Origin of the sequence: Pseudoalteromonas holothuriae, assembly GCF_945859825.1 — a bacterium.
Classification (GTDB): domain Bacteria; phylum Pseudomonadota; class Gammaproteobacteria; order Enterobacterales; family Alteromonadaceae; genus Pseudoalteromonas; species Pseudoalteromonas holothuriae.
This window is the reverse complement of the sequence record NZ_CAMAPC010000001.1, coordinates 501686-516884: the sequence shown is the minus strand read 5'-3', so window position 1 is coordinate 516884 and position 15199 is coordinate 501686. Positions and strand designations below refer to the sequence as shown.

Sequence of the window (15199 nt, the reverse complement as noted above, 5' to 3'; positions counted from 1 at the left end):
TGCTTCGCAGATACCTGAGGATTCAGCCCATACCAGTATTAAAAAACGCTGTGTGCATGCCAAAGTAGGCAAGCAACCTAAGCAATTAGCTCGATTTGCAGGTAGCCCAAGAAAACATATGCCAAAAGGTTTGCAATTTGAACTTAAATCTTACTTAGAACTTGTCGAACTCACAGGTAAATGCAGGGCGGGATCACACTTTGTAAACAAGGCAAATCTATGATCTAATAGCATTAATTTTTTCTATTTATCTATCGCAATGTCTTTATTTTCTCATCTTGAATTAGTCAAAGAAAACCGCTCTACGATTAACCAACACCACAATTTGGTTGATATCATGTTTCTGATAATAAGCGCCATAACCTCAGGCTGCAAAGGTTGGCAAGATATTGAAATATATGGCAATAAAAAACTTACATGGTTAAGGCGTTTTCGCCCTTTTGTACATGGTATTCCAACACGGCACAGCATCGCTCGTATCTTTCGAGGTCTTGATAGTGACTCTTTACTGCTAGCACTGTACAGCTGGGTAAACCAACAACGAGAAAAATCAGGCATGCCAGTCATCGCTTTTGATGGCAAGACTATTCGTGGTGCGAGCAAACGCGCTACGGATAAACTGCATTTAGTCTCAGCCTACGACTGTGACTCAGGTCTCACCTTGCTTCACAATTGTGTCGATAGCAAAAGTAATGAAATTCCAGCGGTACGTGAACTACTCCAAATGCTTGATATTACAGGTGCGATGGTCACATTAGATGCAATGCACTGCCAAAAGGAAACTCTGAGCCAACTTATCAGCCGCAAAGCAGATTATGTAGTCCAAGCCAAAGGCAATCAAAAGAATCTATATTGTGCGATTGCAAATGCATTCCAACAAAAAATTGATGCTGGCGAAATAGATATGGACATGCAAGTCGCTTCAGATAAGGGGCATGGCCGAGAGGAACTCCGAACGGTTTACAGGCTCGACGCTACTTTACTAGATAAAGAGATTAGGCAAGATTGGTCTGGTATTAAATCCATTATTGCAGTTGAGCGCGTTCGGACTAAGGGGCAAAAAACCAGTATAGATACACATTATTACCTAAGTTCATCGACAGATAACTCACTTATATCAAAGCAGTTCGAGACAACACTGGCTAATAGAAAATCAACAACACTGGATCCTGGATGTGGTGTTTAAAGAAGACAACTGTCAAATCCATGAGCCATTAAGTGCTCAGCATATGGCGCTATTTAGGCGAGTTGTTCGCAACATGGTTAAGCAGCACACAAAAAGCAAGGCTCAATTCGCAGCAAGCTCGTAGCTGCTAGTTTTGACGATGATTTTAGGGCAGAGCTTTTGTTTGGTTAACAAGAATTAACAAAGTGTGCTCGCGCCCTGATTAACCACCCTATAACCCATTAAAAAATTAAACAGTTTTCTTTAAGCAAAAACTTAAAAAGTAGATAATATAGTACCTATTTAAGTCGCTATTTGTTTAGATAAAGATGAGAGTAAGTCAATCACTTTATAGCTCGCATTTTCCATCAAGGTCAATTTTTTAAGTGCTTCTTCGTTGCGACCTTCAGCATGTGCTAATAAAGCATCAAGCCCGTTTTTATGCACCTCAGAGTGAGGGGATTCTATTCTCTTAAAAGCCTCAAACTTTGAGTATTTCTCATGCCCTTCGCCTTGATAATACCATTTACCTAGTCGACACATAGTATGATCAGCAAAATCTGCTGCTAATTTATCCGACATGCCAAGCATCACTTGGTACACCTCAAGCTTCCACACAACATGATCCATCTTAACTGTTTGAATAAATGAATCCGACGTGGAGTTAGTAATAACGCTATACATATCTTGTGATAAGCTTACAATTTCATTTGCAGTGGTTTCGATAGAAGACGTACTTGCTGTAATTTCATCACTTTTATTGCCCACGCCACTTATACGCTTAACAACATCAATCATTTGACTGTTAACTTGTTCAATCAAAGCTGAAATTTCGTTTGATGCTTCAGCAGAGCGTTGCGCTAACGTTCTGACCTCATCAGCCACCACAGCAAATCCCCGGCCTTGTTCACCAGCTCTGGCGGCTTCGATTGCAGCATTTAAAGCAAGCAAGTTAGTCTGATCTGATATTCCCTTAATAATGTTTACAAACCCATTAATGCCATCATTAACGGTTTTGAGTTGATCAACAGAGGTTGAAGCCGCTTTAGTATCAATCGATATATCGTCGGTTGACTTAATCGTTGACGCTAACATACCCATTATTTGATCAAATAATTGCTGCGAAGATTGAAAGCTATCTCGGTGATTAATAAGTTCAGATGATGAGCTGGCCAAACTCTCTCTAATTTGATTCACTAGATCTGATGATTGTAACCATAGTTTATTTAATTCTTCTTGATTTTGATACCTAGATGCTGATTCAGACATATCAACCGCCAATTCAGAATTAGATTGATTAGCCAGCCTGATTTCTTCTTTAAGAGATTCATTTTCTTTTCGTAAAATTTTGATTTCTTGGTTTAATTCTTCTACTTCTTTTTTGTTATTAAAACTAAATATCATGTAATTAACCTTACCGTAGCATACCCAAATATATTATAGACATTAACACTTACATAACACCATTTAGGCAAGTAAAAAATCCTAATAGGGCTGTTGGCTTTTGAGGTTTAAATTTTGTTCAAATCACAGGCTTTCAATGCTAGAAATAGGAAATATAGCCCATTTCTAGCATTGAAAGCCGTTGGTTGCACCCTTTGAGTGTTTTTCTACGTTATCACCTGATTTACTAGAATAACTATGCGACGCTGGCTTTGCCTTGGGGAAATACCCGAATCTAAACCTGTTACCCTGAACTTGTTTAGGCTCTTATTTAACAGCAGCTAGATTCACTAACACCCTAGCCTTCGTCAAGGTAACGATGGTTTGTCGGGAGCGCGGCTTTATCTGGTAAAAAACTAAAATTTATAAATCATTTTGTTTTTTTCGCTTGAGTAATAAAGTCACTTAAATAATCAATTTGCTGCTCGTCTTTACGGATACCAACGAAGATTTGTTTGCTAATGCCTTTTTCGCCAAAGCGAAGACTTTTGATTGGCATTGTTTTTGAGTGCTCATCCACCAGCCAGCCGGGCAAAGCACACACGCCACGACCTGCAGCGACCATTTGTAGCATGATCTCTGTGGTTTCTATAATTTTATGTTTCTTTACTGAGCATTTTGCAGGATTTAGAAATTGACTAAAAATGTCTAAACGAAGTGGCTCAACGGGGTAGCTAAACAGTACTTCATCGCTCAGTTGATTAGGTAATACAAAATCGTGCTCAGCAAGCTTGTGAGATGCGCAAACAACAAGCCTATGCTCATAGTTAAAAACAGGTATGTAGTCTATTTTTGGTTTATAGAGTGGATCTGGCGTGATCAAAACATCAATTTCGAAGCTCAGTAATGCACCTAATGCACCAAACTGAAACTCCTGTTTCACATCCATATCAATCTCTGGCCACTGCTCTAGATAGGGCTGTATCACTCTGAGTAACCATTGATAGCATGGGTGGCACTCCATGCCAATTCGTAGCGATCCCATTTCACCTTTGGCAATCTGACTTAATAACAATTCTGTATGTAAAAACTGAGGGAGTACCCTATTTGCCAGTGTTTGAATACGTTCGCCCGCTGCTGTAAGGCGTAAGTTTCTGCCTTCTTTTTCCCATATATTGGTGCCTACTTGGCCTTCTAGCTTTTTGATGCTATGGCTAAGTGCTGACTGAGATAAATGCAAAGAGTCAGCGGCTTTAGTTAACGTGCCATGTTGTTTTATTGCAGTAAGTATTTCTAAATGGATCCGCTCCAGCATCAGGTCACTCCAGTAGCTCGTATTAATGATGATATTTATTCATTGAACAATGAAATTATATCATTTTTATTCATAAGATAACTGTCATTACAATCTATTACTAAAGGTAATCGTAATTACACTCACCAGAGCAGCCACAAATTTGGCTGTTATTAACCACAAGAAGCTGCTGTAAATGAATATCATTGAATTTATAATTAATAATATCTCTCCCTTAGTCGCACTCATTACCACTGGCATATTTGCAGGAATCTTAGCTGGATTACTCGGTGTAGGCGGAGGCATTGTTATTGTGCCTGTGCTGTTTTTCTTATTTCAGCGCTTTGGCGTTTCAGCAGAGACTGCCATGTTGGTTGCAACTGCAACGTCATTGGCTACCATAGTGCCTACCTCTATTAGCTCAATTCGTTCTCACAACCAAAAAGGTAATGTAGATTTTAAACTTCTCAAACGTTGGGCCGCATTTATTTTGTTAGGTGTTTTAGCGGGTAGTTGGTTAGTAACACGTATTGATGGCACCATACTGACTCTATTGTTTGGCGTAATAGCTACTTTATCAGCCTTGAACATGTTGCTTAGAACGGGCAAACCGGCCCTATATCAACAACTGCCTAATGCCAAAGGTCAAACTGTTATGAGTACCTCAGTGGGCTTTTTTAGTGCTATGGTAGGAATTGGCGGCGGCACACTTTCGGTGCCATTGCTCACTTTATATAACTACCCTACTCACAAGGCCGTTGGCACGGCTGCTGCAATAGGGCTCATTATCTCTTTGCCAGGCGCACTCACAATGTTGATACTTGGTAGCACGCCAAATGATGCACCCGTAGGCACATTTGGCTTAATCAATTTAATTGGTTTTATCTGTATTGTGCCATTAACGGTGCTTTTTGCTCCCATTGGAGCATCACTTGGCGCGAAACTTGATGCAGTTAAACTGAAAAAAATTTTTGCGCTCGTATTGCTATTGACTGGCTTGCGGATGTTGGCACAGCTTTTCCTCTAAATTTTATTAGTCTGCTAGGCCTATCCGTATCAGGATAGGCCTGAAATAAATTTGCTCACAGTACAGTACGTTTACGCCAACAGCTCTTTTCGGACTATCTGCGCACCCGCATTCAATGCACTGAGCTTTTTTCTAGCAACTACACGCGATAAAGGTGCCATGCCGCAGTTTGTACAAGGGTAAAGCTTATCCGCATCTACAAACTTAAGCGCTTCTCGCAAGGTGCTAGCAACCTCTTCTGGTGTTTCTATGGTATTAGTTGCCACGTCAATAGCACCCACCATTACTTTTTTACCTCGAATAAGCTCAAGTAGCTCAACGGGAACACGAGAACCGTGGCACTCTAATGAAATAATATCAATATTAGATTTTTGTAGCTTAGGAAAAACCGTTTCGTATTGTCGCCACTCACTCCCTAACGTTTTTTTCCAATCGGTATTGGCCTTGATGCCATAGCCATAGCAAATATGTACCGCGGTTTCACACTTGAGCCCTTCTATTGCTCGTTCTAAACATGCAACGCCCCATTCATTCACTTCATCAAAAAACACATTAAATGCTGGCTCATCAAATTGAATAATATCAACACCTGCGGCTTCTAGATCCTTCGCTTCTTGATTGAGAAGTTTGGCAAACTCCCACGCTAACTTCTCTCGACTTTTATAATGATCATCATACAGCGTATCTATCATCGTCATCGGGCCCGGTAGCGCCCATTTAATAGGTTGTTTAGTTTGCTTACGTAAAAACCTTGCATCATCCACAAATACCGGTTTTGGCCGTGCAACCGCTGCAACAACCGTTGGTACACTCGCTTCATAACGGTTGCGAATTTTAACCGTTTTACGATTTTCAAAATCAACGCCGCTAAGGTGCTCAATAAACGTCGTTACAAAATGTTGCCGTGTTTGCTCGCCATCGCTGACAATATCAATGCCCGCTTGTTGCTGCTCTTGCAGTGATACACGTAATGCATCATGCTTGCCGTCAACTAATTCCTCACCTTGCAGTTTCCAAGGCGACCATAGTGCTTCTGGTTGAGCAAGCCAAGCTGGCTTAGGTAAACTACCTGCTGTTGACGTTGGTAATAGTGTTTTCATAATAAATGCTGCCATTCCTTTTGATTAGTTATAATGCGAAACTCGCAGACCACTGCTCAAGCACATTTTGATAGGGCTTAATAAAGCACTCTTCGGCAAACTTGCCCTGCTTGATGGCAAGCTTACTGCGCTCTTCTCGGTCGTAAACTATTTGCGTTAATGAATGGTCTTGGTTTTGCAAATTTGGTTGATAGCAATTACCAGCAACCGCATTGGCATTATAAATTTCAGGTCGATAAATTTTTTGAAACGTTTCCATTGTGCTAATGGTACTTATCAACTCAAGGTTACTGTAGTCGTTAAGTAAATCACCAAAAAAATAAAAAGCCAAAGGTGCAACACTCTGAGGCGGCATAAAATAACGAACCTGTAAGCCCATTTTTTTAAAATACTGTTCAGTCAATGATGACTCATTTGGCTGATATTCAAAGCCTAGTACTGGATGTTGATTGTCAGTTCGTTGATACGTTTTATTATCCGACACACTCAAACAAATTACTGGTGGTTTATTAAAATGCTGTTTATAAGTATTTGAGTTTACAAAGTACTTAAAGAGCTTGCCATGTAGATCACCAAAGTTATCTGGTACGCTAAATGTAGCTTGATTTTTATTGTGATCAAACAGTAAAACACTAAAGTCATAATCTCGTACATAAGAGGAAAAGTTGTTTCCAACAATACCTTCAATACGTTCATCAGTAACGTGATCAACAATGTTGGTTTTTAATACTTCAATGGATGGAAACGCCTTACCACTACCCTCAATATCGATATCAACCGAAATGATCTCCAATTCAACTGAATATCGCTCACCCTTAGGGTTATCCCAATGTGCTAAGGCATTAAAGCTGTTGTCGATCATATTTAACGCATTGCGCAAGTTCTGTTGGCGGTGCTCTCCTCTGGCCAAATTAGCAAAGTTAGTGGTAATACGCGTATTGTCTGAAGGCTGATAGTGTTCATCAAGACAAAGGCTCTTAATAGTAAATGTAAAATGTTTATTCATGGTGATCTGGTATCCAATTATCTGTAATAAAACCTAAGTTTAATGCTTGCTCTTTCTGGCGTTTTTCAGTCAACAGCCTGCCAATACTTGCACCTGTACCTCATAGGAGACGACCTGCAACATTGCCTAGAGTTAACAGCAGAATGTAATTTATACTTGGTTTATTTCATGAATAAAAATGCTTTTATTTCATTAATTGATGAGTGAAATTCATGGTTTTTGCATTTGTGCATAAGTTCACAGTAGACGACAGGACAAACTTTATTTATTAATGGTGGTTTTGTTACAAGATAACAATGTGTTAGATCGTCCTGAGCCACACTTGTCACCCTGAACTTGTTTCAGGGTCTTATTTTAAAGCGGTATAACCTCAGTAAGATCCTGACCTGCGTCAGGAAGACAATAATTGATTACCCTGAACCGTACTCGTCGTCCTGAACAATACCCATCATCCTGAACTTGCTTCAGGGTCTTATTTTAAAGCGGTATAACCTCAGTAAGATCCTGACTTACATCAGGAGGACAGCACTCAAAAAGTAGCAATTTTCAACAATTATTGATATGTTACAATATAACATTTCATTGTGGTGCGTAACTAAACAATCATAGTGATCCTTACATAATATAAAACAACCACGTTGAGGTTTTTATGCAAAATCATGCTCGACTTCCAGTCACGGTTTTATCTGGGTTTTTAGGGGCAGGTAAAACCACCGTGCTCAACCATATCCTTAATAACAGAGAGGGGCTTAAAGTTGCCGTTATCGTTAATGATATGAGTGAAATCAATATTGATAGCGCCACTATAAAAAATGAAATTAGTTTTAATCGCTCAGAAGAAAAACTGGTAGAAATGAGCAACGGTTGTATATGTTGTACATTAAGAGAAGACTTATTAGAGGAAATTACGCACCTTGCACACCATGGTAACTACGATTACTTAGTAATAGAATCGACTGGTATTTCTGAGCCTCTTCCGATAGCTGAAACCTTTACATTTACTGATGAAAACGATGTCAGCCTCAGTGATATTGCATCATTAGATACCATGGTAACCGTGGTCGATGCGTTCAACTTTTTAGATGATTATGACAGAGCCGATTTACTCAATGAAGTGGGTGAAAGCCTTGGCGAGGAAGATGAGCGCAGTGTTTCCGAGTTATTGATTGAGCAAGTCGAGTTTGCTGATGTATTACTGATTAGCAAAATAGATTTAATATCTCAAAAAGAGCTTAAGCGATTACAAAGCATTCTCAGCACACTAAACACTGAAGCGATGCAAATACCAATAGAAAATGGCAATGTGCCTGTTAGGCAAGTGTTGTCGACTAACAAGTTTAGTTTTGAAAAAGCACAACAAGCACCCGGTTGGCTCAAAGAGCTACGCGGAGAGCATATTCCAGAAACCGAGGAATTTGGTATTTCAAGTTTTGTATTTAGCGCAAGACGCCCTTTTCATCCACAAAAATTCTTCGACTTTTTACACAATAAAGACATTGCAGGAAAGCTTATTCGCTCGAAAGGCTTTTTTTGGCTAGCAACGCGGCCTGAGTTTGCAGGAAGCTGGAGTCAAGCTGGTGGAATGGCTAGATATGGCGCAGCAGGTTTATTTTGGCATGCAGTACCAAAAGATCAGTGGCCGGACGACCCTGAATATCTCGACGCAATTGCACAGCAGTGGGTTGAACCATTTGGCGACATGCGACAAGAGCTGGTATTTATCGGGCAAAATTTAGACAAACATGATATCAAAGAGCGCTTACATGACTGCTTGTTGAGCGAAGAAGAAGTATTACAAGGTCAAGATGCTTGGTCGACATACTCAGACCCTTTTCCAAGCTGGGGGAATTAATATGCAAGTACAGAAAAGTCAACCAAGTCCTTCTTGGTGCGATGATCACTCTCCATTGGTATTAACGGAAATTTTTTCACCTAGCAACAGCGTGGCGATTTGGAAGCGTGAGGAGAACGCCACTGTCAGTCAATATTTTGAAAGTGCCTTTGAAGCTCTAGGACTAGGCATACGCGGGGTATTTTCAATCAATACATTAAAAGATGCCATCAGTGATATGCTGCCCGACTATGAAGGTAAGCAAAAGGCTGTCAATGACATTTACTTATTGTCAGACATACTTACCTGCCTATTTGAGTGTGACGCAGTCGGCTTACGTATCGCGCCTTTAACCTCTGCGATGTGCCCAAGCTTTCATATAGATAATATACCCGTTCGCTTAGTTCATACTTATGTGGGCTCAGGTACGCAGTGGTTACCCGTAGAGGCGCTCTATGAAAATGCGCCACAAAATGTAAAAGGTAATTTTACTAAAACAAATTTTGGCCGCTTTTATGATAAAAATCACATCCAGCAAATGAGCGCATTTGATGTTGGCCTACTCAAAGGTAAGGCATGGCAAGACCATGAACAAATGGCAGCAGTCCATCGCTCATGCCAAGTGCAAACACACGAAAAAAGAGTACTTCTTACTCTTGATCCAATGTAAGTAACTTGTGCTTAAGATAAATCTATATTTAAGTCGGCCTCTTTAGCAAAGCCCCATTTAGGCCGACTCATGGTTACATTATTTTTGTTTAAACGTCAGTAGGCTGTCAAAGACAGACTATATATCAACGCAATAGCTTTGGTAATTCTAGTGAACACAGGTGCTTTTTCTGCAAAGCAAAAAATTTCGCCAATGGGCTGTCGCCAATATTATTGTCGCCAGCATAGTAATCAGCTTTTCTGCCAATTCTGAACCTAAATCATGTGCAAACCATGCGGTACTTATGAGTAGTAATAACCCACAACTAATCCCCATAAGTACAAATTTATCTTTATGACGACGACACCCCCAAAAAGCCGCAATCAAGCTCATAGGCACAATTAACCAAACTAATGCTTGATGAAAAGCATGTTCGCTGACAGACAAAGATGCTAAAGCTGGAAACAAAACCAGCATTATAGGAAAAGCAGCACAGTGAATTGCACACACAGCAGACACTCCAATGGATAGGTGGTCTAATAATGGTTGAGTTAATATTTTCATTTGGCTTTTAATGATTGCTAGCTTTGTTATATTATATCATAACCAAGCTATTTAAATATGCAATTAGACTAATAAAAAACACAGCGTAAATAATAAAAATCCCGTCACCCTGAACTTGCTTCAAGGCCTTAGTTTTAGCTCTGCGAAAAACATAAGATCCTGACCTTCGTCAGGAAGACTAGATTGGTGGCTGTTAAATTTGCTTAGCTTTTGTGAAATAAGCCAGCGTGTGGCGGATTGGATAGATTGAAATTGCTGCGATACAGATAAAATTGCACGTCCAAAAGACCGTACTGTATAAAACTCCCAATTCATGATAATCAAAATAGCCTCTCGCTATTAGTTGCATCATTATTAAACCCATAACAATAATTGTTGTATGAAGACAAATCCGTGCAGGAATAGAGAAAAAGCAACCACGTACTCTATGAATACAAAATAGAACAAGTAAAAATAAAAACTGATTAATCATTCCGACTAAATAAAAGGCTTTTATTTTACTATCTATCTCAGACAATAGCGGCCCTAAAAATAACTGCTCTAACTCAGCCCCAATTATATGAAATATAAAGAAGCATTTAGCAGTAATAAAGCAAGAGTGCATTTCATGTAGCCTTAACGAGCTTAAACTCTTACCATTAGCATAGAATAACGACCATCGATGCGCTGGAAACTGGGTAAATATAAACCAAAGCACTATAACAAATTCATAAGCTATCAAAAATAAGCTTACTCGATAAAATAAATCATTCATTCCCAATTAAAAACCCCAACAATTACGAGCCAACTCAATTTACTCACAACAGTAAAAAGAAAATAAACGTATAGAAATTAGCAACACGGTTATTTAGCTTATTGTGCCACTAATTTTTAAGATGTGTAGTGTTAGTGGCAGCAATAAATTACGCTTATCTCAACAAAAACACCATCATCCAAACCAAGATCCTGACTTCTTCAGGAAGACACAGCGTAAATAATAAAAATCCCGTCAACCTGAACTAGTTTCAGGGCCTTAGTGTATCTGTGCGAAAAGCATAAGATCCTGACCTTCGTCAGGAAGACATAAGCGCACAGAACAAAACTCCGTCACCCTGAACTAGTTTCAGGGCCTTAGTTTAGCTCTGCGAAAAGCATAAGATCCTGACCTTCGTCAGGAAGACTAGATTGGTGGCTGTTAAATTTGCTTAGATTTTTTAAAGTAAGATAACGTCTGACGAATTGGATAAATAGACAATGCAGCAAGACTGATCAGGTTACATGCCCAAAAAGTCAATATATATACAAATTTAAGTTCATGATAATCAAAGTAGCCTCTTGCTATCAACTCCATCATTTGTAGCATCATCACAATAATGGTGGTGTATAGGCAGATACGCGCAGTTTTTGAAAATAAGCACCTTCGTATTCTATGCAAGTAAAACACAGCTAACAAAAACATAAATTGATTAATCATGCCAGCTAAGTAAAATACTTTAATTTTATCATCCAGCCCGCTTAACAATGGGCCTAAAAAGAACATATCAATTTCAGAGCCTAATAAATGGAAAAATAGCAAGCACAAAGAGGTCATAAAACACGAATGCATTTCATGTAATTGAAGAGATTTTAACGCTTTGCCGTGTGCATAAAATAGTGACCATTTATGAGTTGGAAATTGCGTAACTAAAAACCACAACACGATTAAAAACTCATAGCCTTTTAAAACCCAACCTAGTTGATACAGCAGGTCGTTCAACTCTATTTGTGTCATGTTGGTTCATACCTAAATTTAACAATTAAGATTATCACTTTGACCTATGTATAAAAATGGCGATCTGAGATCGCCATTGTACATGAATGAAATTTTATATTTAAAGAAGTTACGAAGCTGTTGCACGCCTTTCTTTATAGTGATCTTTAATAGATCGCACAGGATAACTAGCCAATGCAGCTATAGCTATAAGATTACAAATCCAGCCACCAACAATATAAACGATATTAAGTGCGTGATAATCATAATACCCTCTTGCAATCAACTGCATACCAAGCAACATCATAAAGACTAACGTAACATAAGTGCATATTCTCGCCGAAGGCGAAAAAGTGCAGCCCCTTATTAGGTGGAAACAAAACAAAGTCATAAGAAGTGCAAATTTTAATACAATTAAACTTGTATAAAATAGTTTTATTTTCTCTACCTTTTCCATATCAAGAGATAACATAAACCACTCTAGTTCAGAGTCCATCATATGAAAGATCAGAAAACAAAATGCAGTTAAGAAGCAGGAATAAAGCTCATGATGTTGAACTGATACCAAGTCTTTTCTGGTGCCAAAGAATAGCTTCCATCTCATTTTGGAGAATTTCTGCAGCCAAAAAATTACAACTAAAAATATAACTACATTCAGTGCCCAACCTAATCCATATAAAATTTCATTCATGAGTAATCCCTTAGATATACTAGTTAACAGTTATAGGTAAAGAACGTAGGCCAATAACTTCCATTTGCTTGTTGAGGGTTAATAGTTGCAGCAGCCCCACCAACCAACTTCGCCCGCTCTTTCGATAACTCTTTTAGTTTTTTCGCTTTAATGTTTAATTTAATTGAGGTTTTCATTATCCAGTCCTTATATTCGACATACATTCCTCACCTCAGCGCGACAATGCTAACCCAGCGTACACAATCTGGCAACATGCCAACCAAATTAAACTTTGGCTAACGGCTTGGTTTGTATGAAATTATTAATATTCTCATACCTGCGGCGTTAGTACACAACATATACAGGCAAAGCTATATTACTTTTTTCATTAGGGCCGAACAAATAATTAAGTTAATTAGCCTAACAGGTAGGTAAGTTTACTAAACACTTTTTCTCAATGGTGGATTGCTATTTGCTACATGTACTACAAAAAATTATGCCGCTTTGGTGAAACTTTTTGTCACTCTTTTGGGTCTGACCTTGTCAACTCTGTGGCACTATAATCACGCATAGCTAGGTATTAAAATCGTGGATACATTACTTAAAAATCAATTTTATAAACTTAAAGACTATCAAATAATACTGATAGGTTGGGCACTCATACTTACCGTTGTGTGCTTAAACTGCGCCGTGCATAGTGTGCTAATAGCCAAAGAGCGCGTTGATATTGCCTCGTCAATTATTTGGTCTTTGCAAAAATTTGGGGTGTGGTTAATGCTAACACCTATGCTGTGTAATACATTTAATCATAGCCAAGTAAAATCTCGGGTTAATCATTACTTGATAGTAGGTATATATGCCATTAGTTTTGCACTTGCGGTTAACACCACGCTTGATATGGCCATAGAACAAATTACTTGGCAGGCAAGCTTATTTTACCAGTGGCACAACCACCTTGTTGCCTATGCGACGATTGTAATAGTGTGGCACCTTAAACATTCATTATTTGATGCGCAGCCTACACAACACACCCCCATATCAACAGCATATCCTCTTCATGAAGAAAGCTGTAGTGCATCACTTGAACAAATAGAAACCGAGCAACACCAGCAAGCCCATTTATACCTAGATGATATAAACATCGCTCTAGCAGATATTGTATTTATAAAAGCTGCGGGCAACTATATTGAAGTGACCACACCTGAACAAACCCATTTACTTCGCGCCACCATGAAAGAGCTAGAGGCACATTTACCAAATACACAATTCTTCCGCTGCCATCGTTCGTATTTTATCAATCTATCGCACAGTCAAAAGGTGATTAATGCAAGGGCTGGTCATGGCTATATTGTGCTTAAAAACCAGCAACAAGTACCAGTAAGTAAAAGCAAACGCCGAGATGCGCATCAACTGATACCCATTTAGTTTAAAGGCGCAGGGACAAATGGAGGAGCAACACAAACTTACCCCAAAGCTTTGCCATTAATCACACCGAGCTAGTCGTATGAGAGTGATTTGGTTAACTTAATTGCATTAAAAACTAGGAGCAAATACTATGAGTTACCATTCACTTACCGTTACAACAAAACTACTACACTGGCTAGTGGGCTTTACCATGCTGGGGCTTATCACCGTTGGCTTTTATATGGTTAATCTTGAAGTATGGGCACTGTACCCTATTCATAAAGCCATCGGGGTATTGGCATTATTACTGATTATACCCAGAGCTATTTACCGTATAAAAAATGGTTTTCCTGCACCGATCGAGGGCATGACTGTCACCATGCAAAAACTTGCCCATAGTGCTCACTGGTTGCTTTTACTCGGTACGCTACTAATGCCTATTAGTGGCATGCTCTATTCAGGCTTTGGTGGTTATGGTATTGATGTATTTGGGTTGACTTTGGTTTCCAAAAACATAATGAATGGTGAAGTAGTTCCTATTAATGAGAGTATTTTTATCATTGCTAAAAACGCCCACAGTCTCATTGGATATGGCTTATCAGCACTGATTTTAGCCCATATCGCCGCTGCTTTTAAGCACCACTTAATAGACAAAGACGCCACCTTAACGCGCATGCTTAGTCGCAGCTAAATTGAGATAATTGAATTAGAACAGCGGTAAGTGCCACTTATGAATTTAATATCAATTTTATTAAAACACTGAGAATTCTAGCGAGCTTAATAACTCTTTAACTGCGTTAAAAATGATTCATATAGAATAACGGCATACCGAAATTTTTGCCTGATTACTAAACTATTTATCAACCGCAATATTTGATCATTTATTTAATGCAATTGGTATAAGTGGCATTTATAAGCAAATTTAACGTGTTTGTGTAATACCAATTGCATTAAAGACTTAAAAGCTATAACGCTGTTATTCGTATACTATGAATGACTAGTGGCATTATTTTTAGATAAATAGAGATATTTTACTTGTAGAAGTACAAAGAGATAAATTAGATAAATTCTAAAAAACAAAGTGGCGTCCCCAAGGGGATTCGAACCCCTGTTACCGCCGTGAAAGGGCGGTGTCCTAGGCCTCTAGACGATGGGGACACAGAAATTGCTTTGCAAATAATTTGCTAAACATGTGTCACTAGGACTGGCTCTTTTAACTCGCACCATATGAGTTTACATTACCTTACCGAAGCAAAGTGGCGTCCCCAAGGGGATTCGAACCCCTGTTACCGCCGTGAAAGGGCGGTGTCCTAGGCCTCTAGACGATGGGGACGCAGAAATCGGTTTGCAAATCACTGATTTGCTATTTCTGCGTTA

Annotated in this window: 14 protein-coding genes, 2 tRNA genes and 2 pseudogenes; 7 read left to right on the top strand and 11 right to left on the bottom strand. The window is 39.0% G+C overall.

The window, feature by feature from the left end; translation table 11 throughout:
• Positions 1 to 13: 13 nt before the first annotated feature.
• Together OCI93_RS02260 and OCI93_RS02255 are read left to right on the top strand one after the other, a co-directional pair.
• Positions 14 to 184, top strand: a pseudogene (locus OCI93_RS02260) (transposase); the annotation flags it as partial.
• A gap of 75 nt (positions 185 to 259) precedes the next feature.
• Positions 260 to 1357: pseudogene (locus OCI93_RS02255) on the top strand (ISAs1 family transposase).
• Between the two features lie 111 nt (positions 1358 to 1468).
• On the opposite strand, the gene OCI93_RS02250 reads toward OCI93_RS02255, so the two are convergent.
• Together OCI93_RS02250 and OCI93_RS02245 are read right to left on the bottom strand one after the other, a co-directional pair.
• Positions 1469 to 2569, bottom strand: coding sequence for a methyl-accepting chemotaxis protein (locus OCI93_RS02250; protein WP_315942697.1), 1101 nt, complete (start codon positions 2567 to 2569; stop codon positions 1469 to 1471).
• A 409-nt stretch (positions 2570 to 2978) separates the two neighbouring features.
• Positions 2979 to 3863 carry a LysR family transcriptional regulator gene (locus OCI93_RS02245; RefSeq protein ID WP_261591757.1) on the bottom strand — a complete coding sequence of 295 codons (885 nt, stop codon included), beginning with the start codon at positions 3861 to 3863 and terminating at the stop codon, positions 2979 to 2981.
• 175 nt (positions 3864 to 4038) lie between these two features.
• Here OCI93_RS02245 and OCI93_RS02240 point away from each other — a divergent pair, with 175 nt between their 5' ends.
• Entirely contained in the window at positions 4039 to 4869 is an 831-nt protein-coding gene (locus OCI93_RS02240; protein WP_261591756.1) for a sulfite exporter TauE/SafE family protein, read from the top strand.
• 71 nt (positions 4870 to 4940) lie between these two features.
• Here OCI93_RS02240 and OCI93_RS02235 read toward each other — a convergent pair whose 3' ends face one another.
• Positions 4941 to 5969 (bottom strand): methionine synthase, encoded by a 1029-nt coding sequence (locus OCI93_RS02235; protein WP_261591755.1) that lies wholly within the window; start codon positions 5967 to 5969, stop codon positions 4941 to 4943.
• A 28-nt stretch (positions 5970 to 5997) separates the two neighbouring features.
• Entirely contained in the window at positions 5998 to 6975 is a 978-nt protein-coding gene (locus OCI93_RS02230; RefSeq protein WP_261591754.1) for a DUF1852 domain-containing protein, read from the bottom strand.
• Between the two features lie 649 nt (positions 6976 to 7624).
• On the opposite strand from OCI93_RS02230, the gene zigA reads away from it, so the two are divergent.
• Positions 7625 to 8827: a zinc metallochaperone GTPase ZigA gene (zigA, locus tag OCI93_RS02225; protein WP_261625665.1), complete on the top strand. Its 1203-nt coding sequence runs from the start codon at positions 7625 to 7627 to the stop codon at positions 8825 to 8827.
• A gap of 1 nt (position 8828) precedes the next feature.
• Positions 8829 to 9476, top strand: a complete 648-nt coding sequence (locus OCI93_RS02220; RefSeq protein WP_261625664.1) for a DUF1826 domain-containing protein — start codon at positions 8829 to 8831, stop codon at positions 9474 to 9476.
• Between the two features lie 147 nt (positions 9477 to 9623).
• Here the strand turns inward: OCI93_RS02220 and OCI93_RS02215 are convergent, their stop codons facing one another.
• The 5 genes from OCI93_RS02215 to OCI93_RS02195 all read right to left on the bottom strand — a co-directional run bounded on the left by OCI93_RS02215 (position 9624) and on the right by OCI93_RS02195 (position 12615).
• Positions 9624 to 10019, bottom strand: a complete 396-nt coding sequence (locus OCI93_RS02215; RefSeq protein ID WP_261591751.1) for a MerC domain-containing protein — start codon at positions 10017 to 10019, stop codon at positions 9624 to 9626.
• 193 nt (positions 10020 to 10212) lie between these two features.
• Positions 10213 to 10773, bottom strand: a complete 561-nt coding sequence (locus tag OCI93_RS02210; RefSeq protein ID WP_261625663.1) for a hypothetical protein — start codon at positions 10771 to 10773, stop codon at positions 10213 to 10215.
• 420 nt (positions 10774 to 11193) lie between these two features.
• On the bottom strand, positions 11194 to 11769 hold the full coding sequence (locus OCI93_RS02205; RefSeq protein ID WP_261625662.1) for a hypothetical protein: 576 nt from the start codon (positions 11767 to 11769) through the stop codon (positions 11194 to 11196).
• Between the two features lie 109 nt (positions 11770 to 11878).
• The gene (locus OCI93_RS02200; protein WP_261625661.1) at positions 11879 to 12439 is read right to left on the bottom strand and encodes a hypothetical protein; all 561 of its coding nucleotides are present in this window, start codon (positions 12437 to 12439) and stop codon (positions 11879 to 11881) included.
• Between the two features lie 23 nt (positions 12440 to 12462).
• Positions 12463 to 12615: a hypothetical protein gene (locus tag OCI93_RS02195; RefSeq protein ID WP_261625660.1), complete on the bottom strand. Its 153-nt coding sequence runs from the start codon at positions 12613 to 12615 to the stop codon at positions 12463 to 12465.
• Positions 12616 to 13006: 391 nt separating this feature from the next.
• Here OCI93_RS02195 and OCI93_RS02190 point away from each other — a divergent pair, with 391 nt between their 5' ends.
• Both OCI93_RS02190 and OCI93_RS02185 read left to right on the top strand, forming a co-directional pair.
• Complete coding sequence (locus OCI93_RS02190; protein ID WP_261625659.1) at positions 13007 to 13843, top strand: LytR/AlgR family response regulator transcription factor; 837 nt, start codon at positions 13007 to 13009, stop codon at positions 13841 to 13843.
• A gap of 130 nt (positions 13844 to 13973) precedes the next feature.
• Positions 13974 to 14513 carry a cytochrome b gene (locus tag OCI93_RS02185; protein WP_261625658.1) on the top strand — a complete coding sequence of 180 codons (540 nt, stop codon included), beginning with the start codon at positions 13974 to 13976 and terminating at the stop codon, positions 14511 to 14513.
• A 391-nt stretch (positions 14514 to 14904) separates the two neighbouring features.
• On the opposite strand, the gene OCI93_RS02180 is transcribed toward OCI93_RS02185, so the two are convergent.
• A tRNA-Glu gene (locus tag OCI93_RS02180) sits at positions 14905 to 14980 on the bottom strand.
• Positions 14981 to 15079: 99 nt separating this feature from the next.
• Positions 15080 to 15155, bottom strand: a tRNA-Glu gene (locus OCI93_RS02175).
• Between the last annotated feature and the right edge of the window lie 44 nt (positions 15156 to 15199).

Coding starts and splice junctions, on each gene's coding strand:
- zigA (WP_261625665.1), top strand. CDS start 7,625: ATGCAAAATCATGCTCGACTTCCAGTCACGGTTTTATCTGGGTTTTTA.
- OCI93_RS02185 (WP_261625658.1), top strand. CDS start 13,974: ATGAGTTACCATTCACTTACCGTTACAACAAAACTACTACACTGGCTA.
- OCI93_RS02220 (WP_261625664.1), top strand. CDS start 8,829: ATGCAAGTACAGAAAAGTCAACCAAGTCCTTCTTGGTGCGATGATCAC.
- OCI93_RS02195 (WP_261625660.1), bottom strand. CDS start 12,615: ATGAAAACCTCAATTAAATTAAACATTAAAGCGAAAAAACTAAAAGAG.
- OCI93_RS02215 (WP_261591751.1), bottom strand. CDS start 10,019: ATGAAAATATTAACTCAACCATTATTAGACCACCTATCCATTGGAGTG.
- OCI93_RS02245 (WP_261591757.1), bottom strand. CDS start 3,863: ATGCTGGAGCGGATCCATTTAGAAATACTTACTGCAATAAAACAACAT.
- OCI93_RS02200 (WP_261625661.1), bottom strand. CDS start 12,439: ATGAATGAAATTTTATATGGATTAGGTTGGGCACTGAATGTAGTTATA.
- OCI93_RS02250 (WP_315942697.1), bottom strand. CDS start 2,569: ATGATATTTAGTTTTAATAACAAAAAAGAAGTAGAAGAATTAAACCAA.
- OCI93_RS02230 (WP_261591754.1), bottom strand. CDS start 6,975: ATGAATAAACATTTTACATTTACTATTAAGAGCCTTTGTCTTGATGAA.
- OCI93_RS02210 (WP_261625663.1), bottom strand. CDS start 10,773: ATGAATGATTTATTTTATCGAGTAAGCTTATTTTTGATAGCTTATGAA.
- OCI93_RS02235 (WP_261591755.1), bottom strand. CDS start 5,969: ATGAAAACACTATTACCAACGTCAACAGCAGGTAGTTTACCTAAGCCA.
- OCI93_RS02240 (WP_261591756.1), top strand. CDS start 4,039: ATGAATATCATTGAATTTATAATTAATAATATCTCTCCCTTAGTCGCA.
- OCI93_RS02205 (WP_261625662.1), bottom strand. CDS start 11,769: ATGACACAAATAGAGTTGAACGACCTGCTGTATCAACTAGGTTGGGTT.